Source organism: Variovorax sp. JS1663 (assembly GCF_002157355.1).
Classification (GTDB): domain Bacteria; phylum Pseudomonadota; class Gammaproteobacteria; order Burkholderiales; family Burkholderiaceae_C; genus Variovorax.
On the sequence record NZ_LYMK01000002.1, the window covers coordinates 1 to 18677 of the forward strand.

The 18677-nt window shown below is 70.8% G+C and carries 18 protein-coding genes; 15 read left to right on the plus strand and 3 right to left on the minus strand.

Translation table 11 applies throughout. The features are described from left to right. The first annotated feature begins 83 nt into the window (after positions 1-83). Positions 84-1277 (plus strand): 5-(carboxyamino)imidazole ribonucleotide synthase, encoded by a 1194-nt coding sequence (locus A8M77_RS02250; RefSeq protein WP_086919929.1) that lies wholly within the window; start codon positions 84-86, stop codon positions 1275-1277. 5 nt (positions 1278-1282) lie between these two features. Then, positions 1283-2287, plus strand: coding sequence for an L-threonylcarbamoyladenylate synthase (locus A8M77_RS02255; RefSeq protein WP_086919930.1), 1005 nt, complete (start codon positions 1283-1285; stop codon positions 2285-2287). Positions 2288-2406: 119 nt separating this feature from the next. On the opposite strand, the gene A8M77_RS02260 is transcribed toward A8M77_RS02255, so the two are convergent. Continuing rightward, positions 2407-3774, minus strand: a complete 1368-nt coding sequence (locus tag A8M77_RS02260; protein WP_086919931.1) for a lipase family protein — start codon at positions 3772-3774, stop codon at positions 2407-2409. 132 nt (positions 3775-3906) lie between these two features. Beyond that, a complete protein-coding gene (gene dacB / locus A8M77_RS02265) occupies positions 3907-5337 on the minus strand; it encodes a D-alanyl-D-alanine carboxypeptidase/D-alanyl-D-alanine endopeptidase (protein WP_086919932.1) in 1431 nt (476 codons plus the stop codon). Between the two features lie 89 nt (positions 5338-5426). Between dacB and A8M77_RS02270 the strand changes: the two genes are divergently transcribed. The 9 genes from A8M77_RS02270 to A8M77_RS02310 all read left to right on the plus strand — a co-directional run bounded on the left by A8M77_RS02270 (position 5427) and on the right by A8M77_RS02310 (position 13850). Next, positions 5427-6413, plus strand: coding sequence for a DMT family transporter (locus A8M77_RS02270; RefSeq protein ID WP_086919933.1), 987 nt, complete (start codon positions 5427-5429; stop codon positions 6411-6413). A 5-nt stretch (positions 6414-6418) separates the two neighbouring features. Next, positions 6419-7120: a tRNA (adenosine(37)-N6)-threonylcarbamoyltransferase complex dimerization subunit type 1 TsaB gene (gene tsaB / locus A8M77_RS02275; protein WP_443269961.1), complete on the plus strand. Its 702-nt coding sequence runs from the start codon at positions 6419-6421 to the stop codon at positions 7118-7120. After that, positions 7117-7692 carry a ribosomal protein S18-alanine N-acetyltransferase gene (gene rimI / locus A8M77_RS02280; protein WP_086919935.1) on the plus strand — a complete coding sequence of 192 codons (576 nt, stop codon included), beginning with the start codon at positions 7117-7119 and terminating at the stop codon, positions 7690-7692. Before tsaB ends, rimI begins: the two co-directional genes overlap by 4 nt. 142 nt (positions 7693-7834) lie before the next feature. Then, positions 7835-8566, plus strand: a complete 732-nt coding sequence (locus A8M77_RS02285; protein ID WP_238136676.1) for a uracil-DNA glycosylase family protein — start codon at positions 7835-7837, stop codon at positions 8564-8566. Between the two features lie 9 nt (positions 8567-8575). Next, positions 8576-9400 (plus strand): orotidine-5'-phosphate decarboxylase, encoded by an 825-nt coding sequence (gene pyrF / locus A8M77_RS02290; protein WP_086919937.1) that lies wholly within the window; start codon positions 8576-8578, stop codon positions 9398-9400. A 177-nt stretch (positions 9401-9577) separates the two neighbouring features. After that, on the plus strand, positions 9578-11440 hold the full coding sequence (locus A8M77_RS02295) for a DUF1800 domain-containing protein (RefSeq protein WP_086919938.1): 1863 nt from the start codon (positions 9578-9580) through the stop codon (positions 11438-11440). Between the two features lie 10 nt (positions 11441-11450). Beyond that, positions 11451-12917, plus strand: a complete 1467-nt coding sequence (locus tag A8M77_RS02300) for a DUF1501 domain-containing protein (protein ID WP_086919939.1) — start codon at positions 11451-11453, stop codon at positions 12915-12917. Between the two features lie 73 nt (positions 12918-12990). Then, the gene (locus A8M77_RS02305) at positions 12991-13338 is read left to right on the plus strand and encodes a GFA family protein (RefSeq protein WP_086919940.1); all 348 of its coding nucleotides are present in this window, start codon (positions 12991-12993) and stop codon (positions 13336-13338) included. Beyond that, entirely contained in the window at positions 13335-13850 is a 516-nt protein-coding gene (locus tag A8M77_RS02310; protein ID WP_443269968.1) for a GFA family protein, read from the plus strand. Before A8M77_RS02305 ends, A8M77_RS02310 begins: the two co-directional genes overlap by 4 nt. 9 nt (positions 13851-13859) lie before the next feature. Here the strand turns inward: A8M77_RS02310 and A8M77_RS02315 are convergent, their stop codons facing one another. Next, the gene (locus A8M77_RS02315; protein ID WP_086919941.1) at positions 13860-14687 is read right to left on the minus strand and encodes an IclR family transcriptional regulator; all 828 of its coding nucleotides are present in this window, start codon (positions 14685-14687) and stop codon (positions 13860-13862) included. Positions 14688-14808: 121 nt separating this feature from the next. On the opposite strand from A8M77_RS02315, the gene A8M77_RS02320 reads away from it, so the two are divergent. From A8M77_RS02320 to A8M77_RS02335, 4 genes are read left to right on the plus strand one after another with little or no spacing between them, the layout of a single operon-like run. Continuing rightward, complete coding sequence (locus A8M77_RS02320) at positions 14809-15777, plus strand: MBL fold metallo-hydrolase (protein WP_086919942.1); 969 nt, start codon at positions 14809-14811, stop codon at positions 15775-15777. A 27-nt stretch (positions 15778-15804) separates the two neighbouring features. After that, positions 15805-17466 carry an FAD-dependent oxidoreductase gene (locus tag A8M77_RS02325; RefSeq protein WP_086919943.1) on the plus strand — a complete coding sequence of 554 codons (1662 nt, stop codon included), beginning with the start codon at positions 15805-15807 and terminating at the stop codon, positions 17464-17466. Positions 17467-17479: 13 nt separating this feature from the next. Continuing rightward, a complete protein-coding gene (locus tag A8M77_RS02330) occupies positions 17480-17674 on the plus strand; it encodes a DUF2783 domain-containing protein (protein WP_086919944.1) in 195 nt (64 codons plus the stop codon). Positions 17675-17705: 31 nt separating this feature from the next. Next, positions 17706-18662, plus strand: a complete 957-nt coding sequence (locus tag A8M77_RS02335; RefSeq protein WP_086919945.1) for a Bug family tripartite tricarboxylate transporter substrate binding protein — start codon at positions 17706-17708, stop codon at positions 18660-18662. Positions 18663-18677 lie beyond the last annotated feature (15 nt).

Consider the following 18677-nt stretch of genomic DNA (forward strand, 5'->3'; position numbering starts at 1 on the left):
CGGCCGCCCGAAGGCGCTCGCCCCCTCCTTCAGGAGGGGGTGCGCGAAGTACACGAAGTGACGAGCCTGGGGGAGGTCGGCCAATGACCGCGATCCTGCCTGGCGCCACCCTCGGCGTGATCGGCGGCGGGCAACTGGGCCGCATGTTCGCGCATGCCGCCCAGCGCATGGGCTACCTCACGGCCGTGCTGGACCCCGACGCCGACAGCCCGGCCGGCCGGGTGAGCCACCACCACATCCACACCGACTTCGCCGACGTCGACGGCCTCGCCCGGCTGGCAGGCCTGGCCGACGCCATCACCACCGAGTTCGAGAACGTGCCGGCGCCCTCGCTGGAGCATCTCGCGGTGGCCCGGCCGGTGCGGCCGGCTGCCGCCGCCGTGGCGATCGCGCAGGACCGCATGCGCGAGAAGAGCCATTTCGTCAGCTGCGGCGTGGACTGCGCGCCCTACGCGGTCATCGAGACGGCCGAGCAGATCCCACTCATCCCGCCCAACCTGCTGCCGGGCATCCTGAAGACTGCGCGCCTGGGCTACGATGGCAAGGGGCAGCAGCGCGTGGGCACGCGCGAGGAACTGGCTGCCGCCTGGGAAAGCGCCGGCCAGGTGCCCTGCGTGCTCGAGAAGCTGATGCCGCTGGACTACGAGTGCTCCGTCATCGTCGCGCGCGGCCAGGACGGCCAGGTCGTGCATTTCCCGCCGCAGCGCAACCTGCACCGCAACGGCATCCTCGCGGTGACCGAGGTGCATGCGCAGAACATCCCCGAAGCCGTGGCACGGCTGGCGGTGAATTCGGCCATCGCCATCGCGGAGGGCCTGCAGTACGTGGGCGTGCTGTGCGTGGAGTTCTTCGTGCTGGCCGACGGTGCCCTGGTGGTCAACGAGATGGCGCCGCGCCCGCACAACAGCGGCCACTGGACGCTGGACGCCTGCGACGTCTCGCAGTTCGAGCTGCAGGTGCGCACCCTCGCCGGCCTGCCGCTCACCACGCCGCGCCAGCACAGCCCGGCGCTGATGCTGAACCTGCTTGGCGACCTGTGGTTCCCGGACGTCGATGCGGCCGGCTCGGCGCGCGGCGCCGACACCGCGGTCGAGCCGCGCTGGGCCGACGTGCTCGCGCTGCCGGGCGCGCACCTGCACCTCTACGGCAAGGCCGAGGCGCGGCGCGGGCGCAAGATGGGGCACCTCACCATCACCGGCAACGACATCGACACGGTGCGCAGCACGGCCGATTTCGCCGCGGCGCTGCTGGGCCTGCCGATCCCCTTGTCGGAATGAGCACGATGGCCATCCGCGACGGCCATTCATCCGACGCCATCCAGGAAGCCGCGCGCGTGCTGCGCGCCGGCGGCCTGGCAGCCTTCCCGACCGAGACGGTCTATGGCCTGGGCGCCGACGCCAGCAGCGACGAGGCGGTGGCCGGCATCTTTGCGGCCAAGGGGCGGCCCAGCAACCATCCGTTGATCGTGCACGTGGCGGCTGGCGCCAAGGGCACCGAGGCACTGTCCCGCTTCGCCCAGCCGCTGCCACCCTTCGCGCAGAAGCTGGTACAGGCCTTCTGGCCCGGTCCGCTGACGCTGATCGTCACCCGCCAGCCGGGCGTGGCCGCGGCGGCGGCTGGCGGGCAGGACACCATCGGTCTGCGTTGCCCCGCCCATCCGGTGGCGCAGGCCCTGCTCGTGGCCTGTGCCGAGCAGGGCGTGCCGGGCATTGCGGGGCCGAGCGCCAATCGCTTCGGGCGGGTGAGCCCGACCACTGCCGAGCACGTGCGGCAGGAGTTCGGCGACGACCTGCTGGTGATCGACGGCGGCCCCTGCGACGTCGGCATCGAGTCCACCATCGTCGATTGCAGCCGCGGCCAGCCCGTGCTGCTGCGCCCCGGTGCGATCACCCGCATGCAGATCGAGGCGGCCTGCGGCGAGACCCTGCGCGACAGGAACGAACTGGCCGTGCCCGACCCGCGCGCTTCCGGCACGCTGGAGGCGCACTACGCGCCCGCGGCCAAGCTGCGCCTGATGGATGCCAAGGCATTGCAGACCGGCCTGGACGTGCTGGGCCCGAATGCGGCCCACATTGCCGTGTGGTCGCGCAGCCCGCTCAAGAGCCGCTCTCAGCGGGTGCTGCTACGTCGCATGCCCGACGATGCGGCGGCTGTCGCGCAGCAGTTGTTCGCGATCCTGCGCGCCTTCGACGACGAGGGCGCCAAGCTGATCTGGGTCGAGACCCCGCCGGCCGGCCCCGAATGGGAAGGCGTGCACGACCGCCTTCGAAGAGCCGCCGCTGCATAGGGCCTGCGCGCAGCGCGCCCGTTCGGGGCCGCCGCTTGACCGGCTTTGCCGGGCCGCTGGCGGGGCCCCCGGTGAGGGGGGTTGGCGGCTGCGCGAAGCGAGCAAGCCCGGGGGAGAGCCTACTTCACCGTGTCGAAGAGCGCCCGTGCCCGCACGTGGCAGAACGGCGGCTCATAGGTGCCGTGGTAAGCGCCGAAATAGGCCGCGTAGGCAGGCGTCGTCGGGTCGGTCGGCGCCTTGCCGCCCGGTCCGTAGGTGGCCTGGATCTGGGCATCCACGTCCACCGTCGTCACCGTCGTCACGCCGCGTGAATCGAAATCCGCCTTCATCGGCACCATGTGCACGGCCGGCGGCACGGTCGGGTCGCCGGCGCCGCCGCACAGCAGCGTCTTGGCGCGCGGGTTCCAGCCGAACAGGTCGTTCTTCTTCGCGTCGAGGAAGAGCGTGTTGTTCGGGTTGGTCTGCACGTCGGTGAGGAAGGCGCTCTGGAAGATCGCGTCGCGCGCCTGGTTCGGCGTCTCGCCGTTGGCGCCCGGCAGCGTTCCGCTGGTCACCAGCGTGGTGTAGTTCAGCGTCGCGCTCGGCAACAGGTTCTCGATGTAGCTGACGTAGGGCTGCCTGTAGACCGTGTTGGCGTCGGTGTAGACGTCGCCATACACCTTCTGGTACGAGTTGACGATGAAGGGCACGAAGAACTGGTAGCCCGCGATGGCCTGGGTCAGCTTGAAGGAGCCCGAGAGGTTGTAGGGCCCGGCCAGGTGCGCGCCGGCCACCACGTTGATCTCCGCCGCGTTGTCGCGCTCGGCCGCGCGGTGCGCCGCCATCGAGGAGTGGCCACCCTGCGAATAGCCGGTGAACATCACCTTGCCCGACAGCGAGCCGCCTGCGCTCACCACGGCCGCCCTGGCGGCGCGCACCGAATCCAGCACCGTGCGTGCCTCGGAATCGGCATGCAGGTAAGGGTGGTAGGGGAAGGTGGACCTGGCGTAGCCCAGGTAGTCGGTCGCCACCACCGCATAGCCCTGGGCCGCGTACATCGCGGTCAGCAGGAAGGTCTCCGGATCCTGCGGATTGACCAGCGTGCGCGGCTTCTGCACGTCGGTGCCCTTGGCATAGGCCACCAGCGGCGCGCCGTTGGCGCAGGTGCCGGCCGGCATCAGCAGCACGCCCGAGGCGTTGGTGACTTCTCCCTTCGGTCCCACGGTGCTGTAGTTGAGCGAGACCACATTGACGTCGCATTTCGCCTTGCCGCTGAGCGCCTGCAGGCCGCTCTGCGCGCTGGCGCCATCGATCTGCGCCGTCGTCAGCGTGGTCACGATCACGGGCGGCTCCCGGAGCGCGCCGGTACCGGGGCCGCCGCTGCCGCCGGTGCCGGTGCCGGTCCCGGTACCGATGAAGGCGAAGCCGCCACCGCCACCACCGCCGCCGCAGGCTGCGAGCAGGCTGGCCGTGGCGACGGCGCAGAGTAGATGCAGACGACGATTCATGGCTTGTCTCCGTGCTGTGCGTGTTGTCGTGATGAGGAAGGCGCACGATCCTAGGCCTGTGCCTTGCCGAGCCGGACCGAGGGAAACCCCGAGCCGTCGCACCACCGCAGTCGCCTTGGCGACGCTCCGTGCTCAGTTGTCCTGCGCTGCCCAGTCGACCAGCGCATCGAAGGCCGGTCGTGCGGCATTCGCGCTGCCGTGGTTGGCGATCGCCACCACCACCCAGCGCCGGCCGCTGGCGCCGTGCACGTAGCCCGCGATGCCGGCCGAATCGCGCAGGCTGCCGGTCTTGAGGTGGGCCGCCCCGCCCGAGCGCAACGTGCGCTTGCGCAGCGTGCCGTCCACGCCCATGGCCGGCAGCGAGGAGGCCAGCTCGGGCATCAGCGGCGAGCGCCATGCGACCTGCAGCATCTTCGCCAGGGCCGCCGCGCTGATGCGTTCCTCGCGCGACAGCCCGGAGCCGTTGTCGAACACCGGCTGGCCCTCGCCGGTGCCGATGCGCTCGTTCCACCACTGGCGCAGCACGGCGCGCGCGGCCTCCGGCGTGCCGCGCCGCTTCTGCTGCAGCCCCAGGGTCAGGAAGAGCTGCTGTGCCATCACGTTGTTGCTGTACTTGTTGATGTCGCGCACCACCTCGGCCAGCGGCGGCGAGGTGGCCTCGAAGGCCGGCCGCAGGCCTGCCGGCACCGAGCCCTCGCGGACCTGGCCCTGCAGCTTCGCGCCCATCTCGGCCCACATGCCGCCGACCGCGCGCACCGCGTAGCTGCGCGGCTCCGCGTAGGCCACGGCCCAGCTCTTCTCGCCGCAGGCGGCGGGATAGCTGCCGGCGAAGCCGATGCGGGCCGGATCGGCGAAGGCCGGCGCCAGCGCGGCACGCCAGTCCCCGCACTCGCCGGGCACCAGCGGCACGCTGGCCTGCATGCCGACCCCGCTCAGCGCCGGCTCGTAGCTGACCTGGGCGGCCTGGCCGTCGCGGTTCGGCTGGAAGGTCATCACCACCGACCTGAAGTTGATCAAGAGCGCGTCCGGCGCGGCGTTGTAGGGCCGCTGGCCCTCGCCGTCGAAGGCCGAGGGGTCGGTCTCCGCGGCCTCGAAGGCGCTGCGGTCCAGCACGATGTCGCCGCGGATCGTGTGGATGCCCAGCCCCTGCACCCGCCGCAGCAGCAGCCACAGGCGCTCGATCACCAGCTTCGGGTCGCCCTGGCCCTTGATGTAGAGGTTGCCGGCCAGCACGCCGCCCTGCACCGGCCCGTCGGCGTACACCGGCGTGCTCCAGGTGAAGGCCGGGCCCAGCAGGTCCAGCGCGGCGTAGGTGGTCACCAGCTTCATGACCGACGCCGGGTTCACGGGCACTTGCGAGCGCCAGGCCAGCCGGGGCGGGCGCACCCCGTCCGCATCCGCCACCAGCATCGTGACGGCCTCGCGCGGCACTTTGGCGCGGGCCAGCGCAGCCTCCACCTCGGGCGGGAGGTTCTGGGCCAGGGCAGGGACCGAAGCAAGCGCGGCGAGCAGGGAGAACAGGCGCAGGACGCGGCGCGCGGATGGCTTCGGGGCAGCAGGCATCGGGCGATTATCCGGGGCCTTCCCGGTGCGTTGGGCCGCTCATGGGCCTGCCGCGGCGCGGTGCATGGCGGCCCCTCGATAATCGCCCGATGCCCGCCGTTCCCCGTCTGTCCCCCCGTGCGCTCGGCATCGGCGCGGCAGTTGTCACCGTCCTGGTCTGGACCGCCTTCATCGTCATCGCCCGGGCTTCGGCCGGGCGCTCGCTCACGCCCTTCGACATCGCCTTCACGCGCATCTGCGGCGCCAGCCTGGTGCTGGTGCCCTGGGGTGCCTGGCTGGTGGCGCAGGCGCGGCGGCGCGATCCCTCGCAGGGCTCGCTGTTCGGGCTCTCGCCGGTCGCGCTGCGCCCGACCGTCGTGGCGGGCGTCTTCGGCGGTCTCGCCTACGCCCTGCTGGCCTACGCCGGTTTCTTCTATGCACCGGCCACGCATGCCTCGGTTCTCATGCCGGGCAGCCTGCCGCTGTGGACCGCGGTGCTCGCCGCCGTGGTGCTGCACGACCGCCTGACGCCCGCTCGCCTGTTCGGCCTGTCGCTGATCGTGCTGGGCGACCTGCTGGTGGGCGGCGCCAGCCTGCTGCATGCCTTCGAGGGCGGCGAGCTCTGGAAGGGCGACCTGCTGTTCATGAGCGCGGCCTTCTGCTGGGCCTGCTACAGCGTGGTGGTGCGCCGCGAGGGGCTGGACGCGGTGCGCGCGACCATCGCGATCACGGTGTTCGCCTTCCTCGCCTACGTGCCGGCCTATGCGCTGCTGGCCTACCTGGGCCAGGTGACGAGCCGGCTCGGGAGCGCGCCGCTGGGCGAGATCGCGTTCCAGCTGCTGTTCCAGGGCGGTGGCTCGGTCGTCGTTTCCGGCATCACCTTCACCCGCATGGTCGAGTACTTCGGGCCGGTGCGGACCACCATGATCACCGCGCTGGTGCCGGGCCTGTCGGCGCTGGGTGCGGTGTTCTTCCTGGGCGAGCCGCTGCACTGGAACCTGATCGCGGGGCTGCTGCTGGTCACGGCCGGCATCCTGTTCGGTGTGCAGCGCATGCGCGCGGGCGGCGTGAGCGCGGCGGTCGCCGCCCGGGGATGAGGCCGATGGCTGCCACCCGCCTCCTGGCCTTCGACACCAGCACCGAGGTCCTGTCGGTCGCGGTGCGCCATGGCGACCTGCTGCTCACGCACACCGGGGCGGGCGGCGCGCAGGCCTCAGGCACGCTGATCCCGACGATCGAGCAACTGCTGGCCCAGGCCGGGCTCACGCTGGCCGGGCTCGACGCGATCGCCTTCGGCCGCGGTCCGGGCTCCTTCACCGGCCTGCGCACCGCCTGCTCCGTGGCCCAGGGGCTGGGCTTCGGCGCCGGTGTCCCCCTGCTGCCGATCGACACCCTGCATGCGGTGGCTGAGGAGGCGCGCCACCGCTTCGGCGCCACCCGCGTGCTGGCGCTGCTCGATGCGCGCATGGACGAGCTCTACGCCGCCCGCTACGACTTCGGGCAGCCCGTGCAGGCCGGCGCCGAGCCGCAGCTGATGGCGCCGGAGCAACTGCAGGTGCCGCCGGACTGGGCCCTGGCCGGCAACGTCTTCGCCGCCTACGGCGAGCGCCTGCCGCCCGCCGCGGCCCGCCACGAGGCCCTACCCACCGCCGAGGCGATGCTGAGGCTGGCTCCGGAATTGCTTGCTGCTGGCAGGGCGGTCGAGCCGGCGCAGGCCTGGCCGCTCTATGTTCGCGATAAAGTTGCGCAAACCACCGAAGAGCGTGCCGCCCTGAAGGCGGCGCCGATCCCCCCGAAGTCATGAGCGCCGTCCTGCAGCCGCGAGAAGCCCGCCTCGAGCCGATCACGCTCGAGCGGATCCCGGCCGTGTGCACGATCGAGCGCAGCGCCTACACCCACCCGTGGACGCCCGCCAACTTCAGCGATTCGCTGCACGCCGGCTACCACTGCCAGTGCCTGGTGGCCCCGGCGCTCCTGCCGGGCGAGGCCGCGCCAGCGCGGCGGCCGCGCGCGCTGTGGGGCCGGCCGGCCTCGCAGTCCGGCGGCGAGACGCTGATCGGCTACTTCGTCGCCATGAAGGGCGTCGACGAGGTTCACCTGCTCAACATCACCGTCGCGCCCGCCTTCCAGGGCCAGGGCTGGGCGCCGCTGATGCTGGAGGCGCTGGCCGGCTGGTCGCGCGGCCAGAACGCCCAGTGGCTGTGGCTGGAGGTGCGCGCCAGCAACCAGCGCGCCCTGGCCATTTACGAGCGCCAGGGCTTCCGCCGCGTGGGCATGCGCAAGGGCTACTACCCGGCCGAGGGCCATTCGCGTGAGGACGCGGTGGTGATGAGCCTGCGTCTCAACGAATCGAACAGTGCGTGGGGAGCACCATGACTCTCCCCCAGGCTCCCCCCACTTCGTGTGGTCCGCCAACCCCCTCACCGGGGGCAACACCAGAGGCCCGGCAAAGCCGGTTCCGCGGTGTTTCCCGAACGGGCCTGGCTTCGCCGGCCGCGGTGCTCCGATGAAAGAGGGCATGCTGAATCTGGATGCGCGCCAGCGCGCGATGCTCGACGAGATGGGCGTGAAGGTCTGGTGGCCGGTGGCAGCGTCGACCGAGGCGCCGGCGGCCGTTGCGGTGCCGGCCGCGGCGCCACCGATGCCCCGCGCGAGCACGCTGCCTTCCGCGCCCGTGCCCGTGCCCGTGCCCGCGCCCGCGCCGCCGGTCGTCGCCCGCCCCGCGGCTGCGCCTTCCGCCGCCAGTGTCCTTGTCGAGGTGCCCCGCCTGCTGTACGGTCCCGAAGGCGCGGCCCAGGGCGGCTGGCTGATCGTTGCCGACATGCCGCCGGGCCTCGACGGCCGCCACGCCGAGCCCTTCGACGGCGATGCCGGCCGCCTGTTCGAGGCCATGCTGCGCGCCCTGCAGCTGCACACGGGCGCGGTGCCCGTGCAGCTCATGCGCACCCACCGCGGCGTGGCCTCCGGCCAGCCCGGCAGCCCGCGCCCGATCGCCGAGGGCCTGCCCTTGCCGGCGGTCGTTCCCCAGGTGGTCCTGGCCATGGGCCCGCTCGCATCGCAGAGCCTGCTGCAAAGCGGCGAGCCGCTCGGCCGGCTGCGCGGCCGCGCCGCACGGGCCGTCCTGCCGGGCTGGGAGGCGGTCCCGTTGGTCGCCACGTACCACCCCGCCTACCTGGTGCGCAACCCGGCCGACAAGGCACGCGCCTGGGCCGACCTGTGCCTGGCCGCCGACCAGTTCGGCCCCTCCTAGAATTCCCCCATGACCTTCCTGGACAAGCTGCGCGCCGCCGAGCGCCGCAACGGCTCACTGCTGTGCGTGGGCCTGGATCCCGAGCCCACCAAGTTTCCCGCCCACATGAAGGGCGACGCCAGGCGGATCTACGATTTCTGCGCCGCCATCGTCGATGCCACCGCCGACCTGGTGATCGCCTTCAAGCCCCAGATCGCGTACTTCGCCGCCCACCGCGCCGAGGACCAGCTCGAGAAGCTGATGGAGCACCTGCGCCGCAACGCGCCCGACGTGCCGGTGATCCTGGACGCCAAGCGCGGCGACATCGGTTCCACGGCCGAGCAGTACGCGCGCGAGGCCTTCGAGCGCTATGGCGCCGATGCCGTCACCCTCTCGCCCTTCATGGGCTTCGACTCGGTCGCGCCCTACCTGCGCCACGAGGGCAAGGGCGCCTTCCTGCTGTGCCGCACCAGCAACCCGGGCGGCGACGACCTGCAGGCCCAGCGGCTGGCGGACGTCGACGGCCAGCCCTTCCTCTACGAGCATGTCGCGCGCCTCGCCCAGGGCCCGTGGAACCTGAATGGCCAACTGGGCCTCGTCGTCGGCGCCACCTACCCGGCCGAGATCGAGCGGGTGCGGGCGCTGGCGCCGACGGTGCCGCTCCTGATCCCGGGGGTCGGCGCCCAGGGCGGCGACGCGGTCGCCACCGTGCGCGCGGGCTGGCGGGCCGATGCGCCGATCGTGGTCAATTCTTCGCGAGCCATCTGCTACGCCTCGGATGGCGAGGACTTCGCGGCAGTGGCACGCAATGAGGCTATTCGTACTCGCGACGGCCTCGAGCAAGCCAAGCCTTAGTTCACTTTCCCAGGTGATGGCAAGCAGCCGAGTGCGTCACCCTGACGGAAAAAGTCACATTTCGCGACAATTGTTGTCGTTCTTCGCTGCCTGAAGCGCCGTCCAGCCCCGGTTCGGGCCCGGCACGGCGATTGCCTCAGCAGCCGCGGCGCCGCAGCGCCGAGGAGCGAGGAACTCATGGTGGAAGACATTGCGACCGGCCGCCCCGAGGCGGCCGACGGGCCGCCGCGCGCGCCTGACACGACGGCCACACCCGACGCCGGCCCTGCGGCCGCGCCGCGCAACCCCTTGCCGGGGGCAGCCGCCCTGGCCGCCGCCGCCGCGGCGCTGGCCGCCTGCGGCGGTGGTGGAGGCGGTGGAGGCGGGGGCGGCGGCGCCGGGTTCTTCCCCGGCCTGGGCGGCGGCAATGGCGAGGGCGTGCAGGCCGGCTCCCTGACGCCGCTGGCGAGCACCCCGAGCGGCCAGTCCTACGTCTACACGCAGGCCAAGACCGACGACGAGGCCGCCCGCTTCCTGCTGCAGGCGCAGTTCTCCGCCTCCGAGGCCGAAATCGCCGCGGTGCGCAGCCAGGGCTACCTGCCCTGGCTCGGCGCCCAGATGGACCGCGCGGCCACGCAGACCGGCTGGGCCTGGATCGCGAGCAAGCCCTACGACGCGGTCAACAGCGACGACATGGTCTGGAACCAGCTCATGACCTCGCCCGACGCCCTGCGCAAGCGCATGGCGCTGGCCCTGTCGGAGATCTTCGTGGTCTCGGCCAACGACGTCAGCTCCAACTGGACCGCCCACATGTTCGCCCAGTACTGGGACATGCTGGTCGCCGGCGTCACCGGCAACTTCCGTCAGCTGCTGGAGAACGTGTCGCTCAACCCGGCCATGGGCTACTACCTCAACACCAAGGGCAACCAGAAGGAGAACGCCCAGGGCCGCCAGCCGGACGAGAACTACGCCCGCGAGGTCATGCAGCTGATGAGCATCGGCCTCTACCAGCTCAACCCCGACGGCTCGGTCAAGACCGGCGCCGACGGCGCGCCGCTGGAGAGCTACACGCAGGACGACGTCACCAACCTAGCGCGCGTCTTCACCGGCTACGACCTCGACATCCCTTCGGGCGAGCGCAATGCCTTCACCCCGCCCGGCGCCAGCTTCACCATCGAGAGCAATGCCTGGACCACGCGGCCGATGGCGCTCACCGCCTCGCGCCATTCCACGTTGGAGGCCAAGTTCCTCGGCGCCACCGTGCCCGCCAACACCGAAGGCAAGGTCGCGCTCAAGACCGCGCTGGACACGCTGCACAACCATCCCAACGTGGGCCCCTTCATCGGCCGGCAGCTGATCCAGCGCCTGGTGACCAGCAACCCCAGCGCCGCCTACGTGAAGCGCGTGGCGGATGTGTTCGCCGACAACGGCGCGGGCGTGCGAGGCGACATGAAGAGCGTGTTCGCCGCCGTGCTGCTGGACAACGAGGCGCGCAGCCCTGCGGGCCTGGCCGATGCGAGCTTCGGCCGCCTGCGCGAGCCCATGCTGCGGCTGGTGCAGTGGGGTCGCACCTTCGGCATCACCTCGACCCAGGACACCTGGAAGATCGGCAACCTCTCCCGCCCGAACGACCAGCTCGGCCAGAGCCCGCTGCGCTCGCCCTCGGTCTTCAACTTCTTCCGGCCGGGCTACGTGCCGCCGTCCAGCGCGATGGCGAGCGCCAAGCTGGTCGCGCCCGAGTTCCAGCTGGTCAACGAGACCAGCGTGGGCGGGTACCTCAACTTCATGCAGAACGTGCTGCCCAACGGCTTCAACAGCAAGGACGTGGTGGCGGGCTATGCCGCCGAGAAGGCGCTGGTGCTCGACCCCGCCGCGCTGGTGCGCCGCCTCAACCTGTTGATGACCGCCAACCAGCTCGATGCCGGCACCGTCGCGCTGATCACCAACGCCCTGAACACGCCGGCGGTCACCGCGGCCAGCACCGACACCGTCAAGAACAACCGCGTCTACGCCGCCGTGCTGCTGGTGATGGCCGCGCCGGGCTACCTGGCCCAGAAATGAGGAACGCGCGATGCACCTGATCGATCCCCAGGCCCACACCCGCCGCGCCTTCCTGCGCCGCTCCGGCCAGCTCGCGATGGCCGGCAGCGCGCTGCCCTTCGCGCTCAACCTGGCCGCCATCGGCGAGGCCGCGGCCCAGGCCGCCGGTGACGACTACAAGGCGCTGGTGTGCGTCTTCCTGTTCGGCGGCAACGACTACGCCAACACCGTCATCACCTACGACGACACGAGCTACAACGCCTACAGCGCGATCCGCGGCGGCGGTGCCGGCCAGACCGCCGGCGGCGTCGCGATCGCCAAGGCGGACCTGACGCCGACGCTGCTGACGCCGACCACGCCACTGGCCGATGGCCGCCAGTACGCGCTGCATCCGTCGATGACCGAGCTGGCCACGCTCTTCAACACGGATGCCAAGGCCGCGGTGCAGCTCAACGTCGGCCCGCTGGTGGTGCCGCTCACGCGCGCCCAGTACAACAGCGGCAACCGCAAGCTCTACCCGGTGCCGCCCAAGCTGTTCTCGCACAACGACCAGCAGTCGACCTGGCAGTCCTCCTCGCCCGAAGGCTCGACGGTGGGCTGGGGCGGCAACCTCGGCGACCTGATGCTCGGGCAGAACACCAACTCGCTCTTCACCTGCATGTCGGTGTCGGGCAACGCGGTCTTCCTGTCGGGCGACACGGCCCTGCAGTACCAGGTGAGCACCGGCGGCGCGGTGCGCATCAACAGCGTGACCGGCGGCAACGTGTACGGCTCGAGCACCGTCAAGGCCGCGATGGCGCAGATGGTGCAGCAGGCGCGCGGCCATGCGCTGGAGAACGAGTACACCAAGGTCACCAAGCGCGCGGTGGATGCCGAGGGCTCCGTCACCTCGGCCATCGGCTCGGCCTTCAGCGCCGGCACCTTCCCCGCCACGGGCCTGGGCAACCAGCTCGCGATGGTGGCGCGCCTCATCCGCGGCCGGGCCACGCTCGGCGCCAAGCGGCAGGTGTTCTTCGTCTCGATGGGCGGCTTCGACCTGCACGACAACCTGATCGCCAACCAGCCCGGGCTGATGAAGCAGTTGAGCGACGCGCTCGCCGCCTTCTACCGGCAGACGGTCGCGCTCGGCGTGGCCGACAAGGTCACCGCCTTCACCGCCTCCGACTTCGGCCGCACCCTGGCCTCCAACGGCGACGGCTCCGACCACGGCTGGGGCGGCCACCACCTCATCGTCGGCGGCGCCGTGAAGGGCAAGCAGATCTACGGCACGCCGCAGGTGGTGAGCATCAACAACGACTCGAAGCTGGCAGGCTACGAGGGCCACGTGGGGCAGGGGCGGCTGATTCCCTCCACCTCGGTCGACCAGTACGGCGCCACGCTGGCGAGCTGGTTTGGCGTGCCGGTGGGCAGCCTGGAGAGCATCCTGCCCAACCTCAGGAACTTCGGCGGCAACGTCAACGGCATCAACTACCCGAAGAACATCGGATTCATGACGTAGAGGCCGCCTACAGACGCCGCACTGCGCGGTCCGCATACTCGGCGGTCCGCGCATTTCTTTTTTGGAGACAACGATGAAATACCAAGGTAGCTGCCACTGCGGCCGGATCGCCTTCGAGGTCGAGGGCGAGATCCAGGGCGCAATGGCGTGCAACTGCTCCATATGCCAGCGCAAGGGCTCCCTGATGTGGTTCGTGCCGCACGACAAGCTCGTGCTCAAGACCCCGCCCGAGGACATGAGCACCTACCTGTTCAACAAGCACGTGATCTCGCACCGCTTCTGCGGCGTCTGCGGCATCCATCCCTTCGGCGAGGGCGCCGATCCGAAGGGCAACAAGATGGCGGCCATCAACATCCGCTGCCTGGAGGGCATCGACCTGGAGAAGGTGCCCGTGCAGCACTTCGACGGGCGCTCCAAGTGAGCCCTGAGCCTCCCTTCCCGCTCGAAGGCGGCTGCACCTGCCGCGCGGTGCGCTACCGGATGACGACGCGCCCGCTCTTCGTCCACTGCTGCCACTGTCGCTGGTGCCAGCGCGAGAGCGGCAGCGCCTTCGCCCTCAACGCGATGATCGAGGCCGACCGCATCGAGCGGCTGCAGGGCGAGGTCGAGCTGGTGCTGACGCCATCTCACAGCGGCAAGGGCCAGAAGATCGCGCGCTGCCCGCAGTGCCGCGTCGCGCTGTGGAGCCACTACGCCGGTTCCGGCGAGGCGGTGTGCTTCGTGCGCGTGGGCACGCTGGACATGCCGGACCACCTGCCGCCGGACATCCACATTTTCACGATGTCGAAGCAGCCGTGGGTGCAACTGCCGGAGGGCGTGCCGGCGGTGTACGAGTACTACCGGAGTGCGGAGCATTGGCCGGCGGAGAGCCTGGAGCGCGGGCGTGCGCTCAAGGCCGCGCGCGTCGCTGCTGCTGCTGCTGGTGGCGGCTGAGGCCGCGCCTCAGCGCCCCGCCGCCCCCAAGCGCTGCGACACTTCGCTCGCACACCGCTTCAACGCCCGCGCCACCGGCCCGTCCCAGCTCGCATCGAACACCGCCGTGGTGCCGATCGCCGTGATCGCCAGCGCGATCGCCCCGGTGTGGTCGAACACCGGCGCCGACATCGCACTCACCCCCGGCACGATCTCGCCGTCGGAGCGGCTCATGCCGTGCTCGCGCACCGCGTGCAGCTGGGCCTCGAAGCCTTTCCAGTCCGGCACGGGCGGCGCGGGCGGCATGCCGACGTGGCTTTCGGGCGCCGGGCCGCTGCTCTTCTCGCGGCGGCGATCCTTCTCCAGCATGCGCTTCACTTCCTCGGGCGGCAGGTACGCGCCGAACAGCCGTCCCGACGCCGTGCTGGCGAGCGAGAACACCGTGCCGTGGCGCATGCTCATGTGCAGCGCGGCCGGCGATTCGGCCACCCGCACGATGGTGGCGCCGCGGTCGCCCCACACGACGATGGCCGTCGTGTGGCCGATCTCCTGCGCCAGCGCGCTCACCAGCGGCGTTGCCAGGTGCACCGGATCGGCCTGCTGAAGGCTGATCAGCCCCAGTTGCAAGGCGAGCGGGCCGAGCAGATAGTGGCCGCTGGCGCGGTCCTGCTCGATCAAGCCGAGCCGGCCGAAGCTGACCATGTAGGGGTGCGCCTTGGCGGGCGACATCTCGGCCTCGCGCGCGAGGTCCTTCAAGGCCATCGGCCGGCCGTGGTGCACCAGGGCACGCAACAGCTGGCCGCCCACTTCGATGCTCTGGATGCCGCGCTGCGCGCGGTCGCCGCTGTCAGAGGCCATGGCCGCTCCGTCGTTCGTTCATGCAGAAGGCATTAGACATGATCCAAAAAGCCGACTACACTGCCGTCATTCGTTCCTTGCAAACCAATTTGTTTTAGACGAATAAACAGGAGACACCCCGATGAGCCAGACCCAGACCACCAAGGCCTTCGCCAGCCAGGCCGACCTCGAAGAAAAGAAAGTCACCTTCAGCCAGATCTCGGAGCACGCCTGGGCCTACACGGCCGAGGGCGATCCCAACACCGGGATCATCATTGGCGACGACGCCGTGCTGGTGGCCGACACCCAGGCCACCCCCGCCATGGCCGCCGACGTGATCCGCCGCATCCGCGAGGTCACCGACAAGCCGATCAAATACGTGGTGCTGACCCACTACCACGCCGTGCGCGTGCTGGGTGCCAGCGCCTACCAGCCGCAGCACATCCTGGCCAGCCAGGACACCTACGACCTGATCGTCGAACGCGGCGAGGCCGACAAGGCCAGCGAGATCGGCCGCTTCCCGCGCCTGTTCCAGAACGTCGAGAGCGTGCCCCCGGGCCTGACCTGGCCCACCATGACCTTCACCGGCAAGTTGACCCTCTGGCTGGGCAAGCTCGAAGTCCAGCTGCTGCAGCTCGGCCGCGGCCACACCAAGGGCGACACCGTGGTCTGGCTGCCGGGCGAGAAGGCCCTGCTGTCGGGCGACCTGGTCGAGTTCGACGCCACGCCCTATGCCGGCGACGCCTACTTCAAGGACTGGCCCCAGACGCTGGACAACATCGCCGCCCTGAAGCCCAGGGCCCTGGTGCCCGGCCGCGGCGCCGCGCTCACCACGCCGGAAGAGGTGGCCAAGGGCCTGGCCGGCACGCGCGACTTCATCGCCGACGTCTATGCCAGCGTGTCCGAGGGCACGAAGGCCGGCAAGGACCTCAACGCGGTCTACAAGGACACCTACGCCAAGCTCAAGCCCAAATACGGCCACTGGGTGATCTTCGACCACTGCATGCCCTTCGACGTGACGCGCTGCTACGACGAGGCCACGAAGTACGCCGACCCGCGCGTGTGGACCGCCGAGCGCGACGTCGAGATGTGGAAGACGCTGGAAGGCTGAGTCCCTTTTCGCCCGCAGGAGACAACCGTGAAGCTGAACGACCTCGCGTCGGTCGGCGGGGAACCGCTCGACTATCAGAAAGTCACTTTCGACTACCGGCACCATCCCGACCAGGATGCGGCCTCGCCCGCACGCCATCCGGTGGTCGTGGTCGGCGCCGGCCCGGTCGGCCTGGCGCTGGCCATCGACCTCGCGCAGCGCAACGTGCCGGTGGTGCTGCTGGACAACGACAACAAGCTGTCCACCGGCTCGCGGGCCATCTGCTTCGCCAAGCGCTCGCTGGAGATCTTCGACCGGCTCGGCTGCGGCGAGCGCATGACGGCCAAGGGCGTGTCGTGGAAGCTGGGGCGCGTGTTCCTGCAGGACGCGCAGATCTACGAGTTCGACCTGCTGCCCGAGGCCGGCCATCACCGCCCGGCCTTCATCAACCTGCAGCAGTACTACGTCGAGGGCTACCTGGCCGAGCGCGCGGCCGAGCTGCCGCTGCTGGACATCCGCTGGAACCACAAGGTGACCGGCGTCGAGCAGCATGCGGACCACGCCCTGGTGACGGTCGAGACGCCCGAGGGCAGCTACCGCCTGCAGGCCGGCTGGCTGGCCGCCTGCGACGGCTCCCGCTCGGCGGTGCGCCAGCTGATCGGCCAGGAAAGCAAGGGCCGCATCTTCAAGGACCGCTTCCTGATCGCCGACGTGAAGATGAAGGCCGACTTCCCGGCCGAGCGCTGGTTCTGGTTCGACCCGCATTTCCACCGCAACCAGAGCGTGCTGCTGCACATGCAGCCCGATGGCGTGTGGCGCGTCGACTTCCAGCTCGGCTGGGACGCCGACCCGGAGGTGGAGAAGAAGCCCGAGAACATCATCCCGCGCGTCAAGGCGCTGCTGGCCGCCTCGCCCTTCAAGGACGCGGAGTTCGAGCTCGAATGGGCCAGCGTCTACACCTTCGCCTGCCAGCGCATGGAGGCCTTCCGCCATGGCCGCGTGCTTTTCGCCGGCGACTCGGCGCACGGCGTCTCGCCCTTCGGCGCGCGCGGTGCCAACTCGGGTGTGCAGGACGCCGACAACCTGGCCTGGAAGCTGGCCGCGGTGCTGCGCGGCGACGCGCCAGATGCGCTGCTGGACAGCTACGCCCGCGAGCGCGAGTACGCGGCCGACGAGAACATCCGCAACTCCACCCGCGCCACCGACTTCATCACGCCCAAGAGCGAAGTGAGCCGGCTGTTCCGCGATGCCGTGCTGCACTTGGCCCGGCGCCATGCCTTCGCGCATTCGCTGGTCAACAGCGGGCGGCTGTCGGTGCCGGCCACGCTGCACGGCTCGACGCTCAACACGCCGGACGGCGACGGCTTCGCGGGGCGCATGGTGCCCGGCGCCGTGGCGGCCGATGCGCCCTTCGGCGCGGGCGGCTGGCTGCTGAACACGCTCGGCACCGATGGCGGCTTTGCCGCGCTGGTGTTCGGCGACGGCGCCGCTGCCGAGGCCAGCCTGCGCGCGCTGGCCGAGTCGGACGTGCCCGCCGCCGTGGTGCGCGTCCCGCTCGACGAGGCCCATGCGCTGGCCGCGCAGCGCTACGACGCGCGGCCCGGCACCACCTACCTGATGCGCCCCGACCAGCACGTGTGCGCCCGCTGGCGCAGCCCCACGGCCGACCGGATCCGGGCTGCCCACGCACGCGCCCTCGCCAAGGCTTGAGAGGACCCTGACCATGTCCAACGACCACCTGATCCTGACGCCGAACCTGGACGCGCCGGACGACTTCTACGAGGCCCTGCTCGACGCCCACCAGGGCCTGTCGATCGAAGAAAGCCAGGCCTTCAACGCCCGCCTGGTGCTGGTGCTGGCCAACCACATCGGCGCGCTGCCCGTGCTGCGCGAGGCCCTCGAGGCGGCCCGCGCCTGAAGAATTTTTCGATCCACCGGAGACACGACCCATGATCCGCAAGACCCTGGCCGCCCTCGGCCTGGCCGCACTCTCTTTTGCCGCCGTCGCCCAGGATGGCAAGCCCATCGAATGGGTGGTCGGCTACGCCGCAGGCGGCGGTTCCGATTCGGTGGCGCGCGCCACCGCCGAGTCCATGGGCAAGAGCCTCGGGGCCCCCCTCGTCATCAACAACAAGCCGGGCGCGGCCACCAACATCGCGGCCGAGTACGCGGTGCGCGCCCGGGACGTGGAGCACACCCTGTTCACGGCCGATTTCGCGACGCTGGCGGCCAATCCCTTCCTCTTCACCAAGCTGAGCTACGACGCCGAGAAACAGCTCAAGCCGGTCGGCCTGCTCGCGCGCTTCCCGCTCGTGCTGGTGGTCGGCCCGCAGGTGCCCGCGAACAACTGGAAGGAGTTCGTGGCCTGGGCCAAGGCGCAGCCCGGCGGCGTCAACTACGGCTCGGCCGGCGTCGGCAGCCCGCACCACCTGGCAGCCGAGCTGCTGCGCGAGAAGGCCGAGCTCAAGCTCACCCACGTGGCCTACCGCGGCGCCGCGCCGGCGATGCAGGACGTGCTGGGCGGGCAGGTGCCCTTCATGCTGGTCGACACGGCCAGCGGCAACCCGTTCGTGCAGGCCGGCAAGGTCAAGGCGATCGGCGTGGCGAGCGCCAGGCGCATCGCCTCGCTGCCCAACGTGCCCACGCTGATGGAGCAGGGCCTGGCCGGCTACGAGGCCTATGCCTGGCAGGGCCTCACCGTGCCCTCCGGCACGCCCGACGCCACGGTGGCACGCTACGCCAAGGCCCTGCAGGAGGCGCTGGCCTCGCCCGCGGTCAAGGCGCGCTTCGATGCGCTCGGCGTGGAAGGCCTTCCCGGCTCGCCGGCCGACATGGCAAGCTACGTGAAGGCCGAGCGCGAGCGCTGGGGGCGCCTGATCAAGGCCAACAACATCCGCGTGGATTGAACCTTGAACCCGACG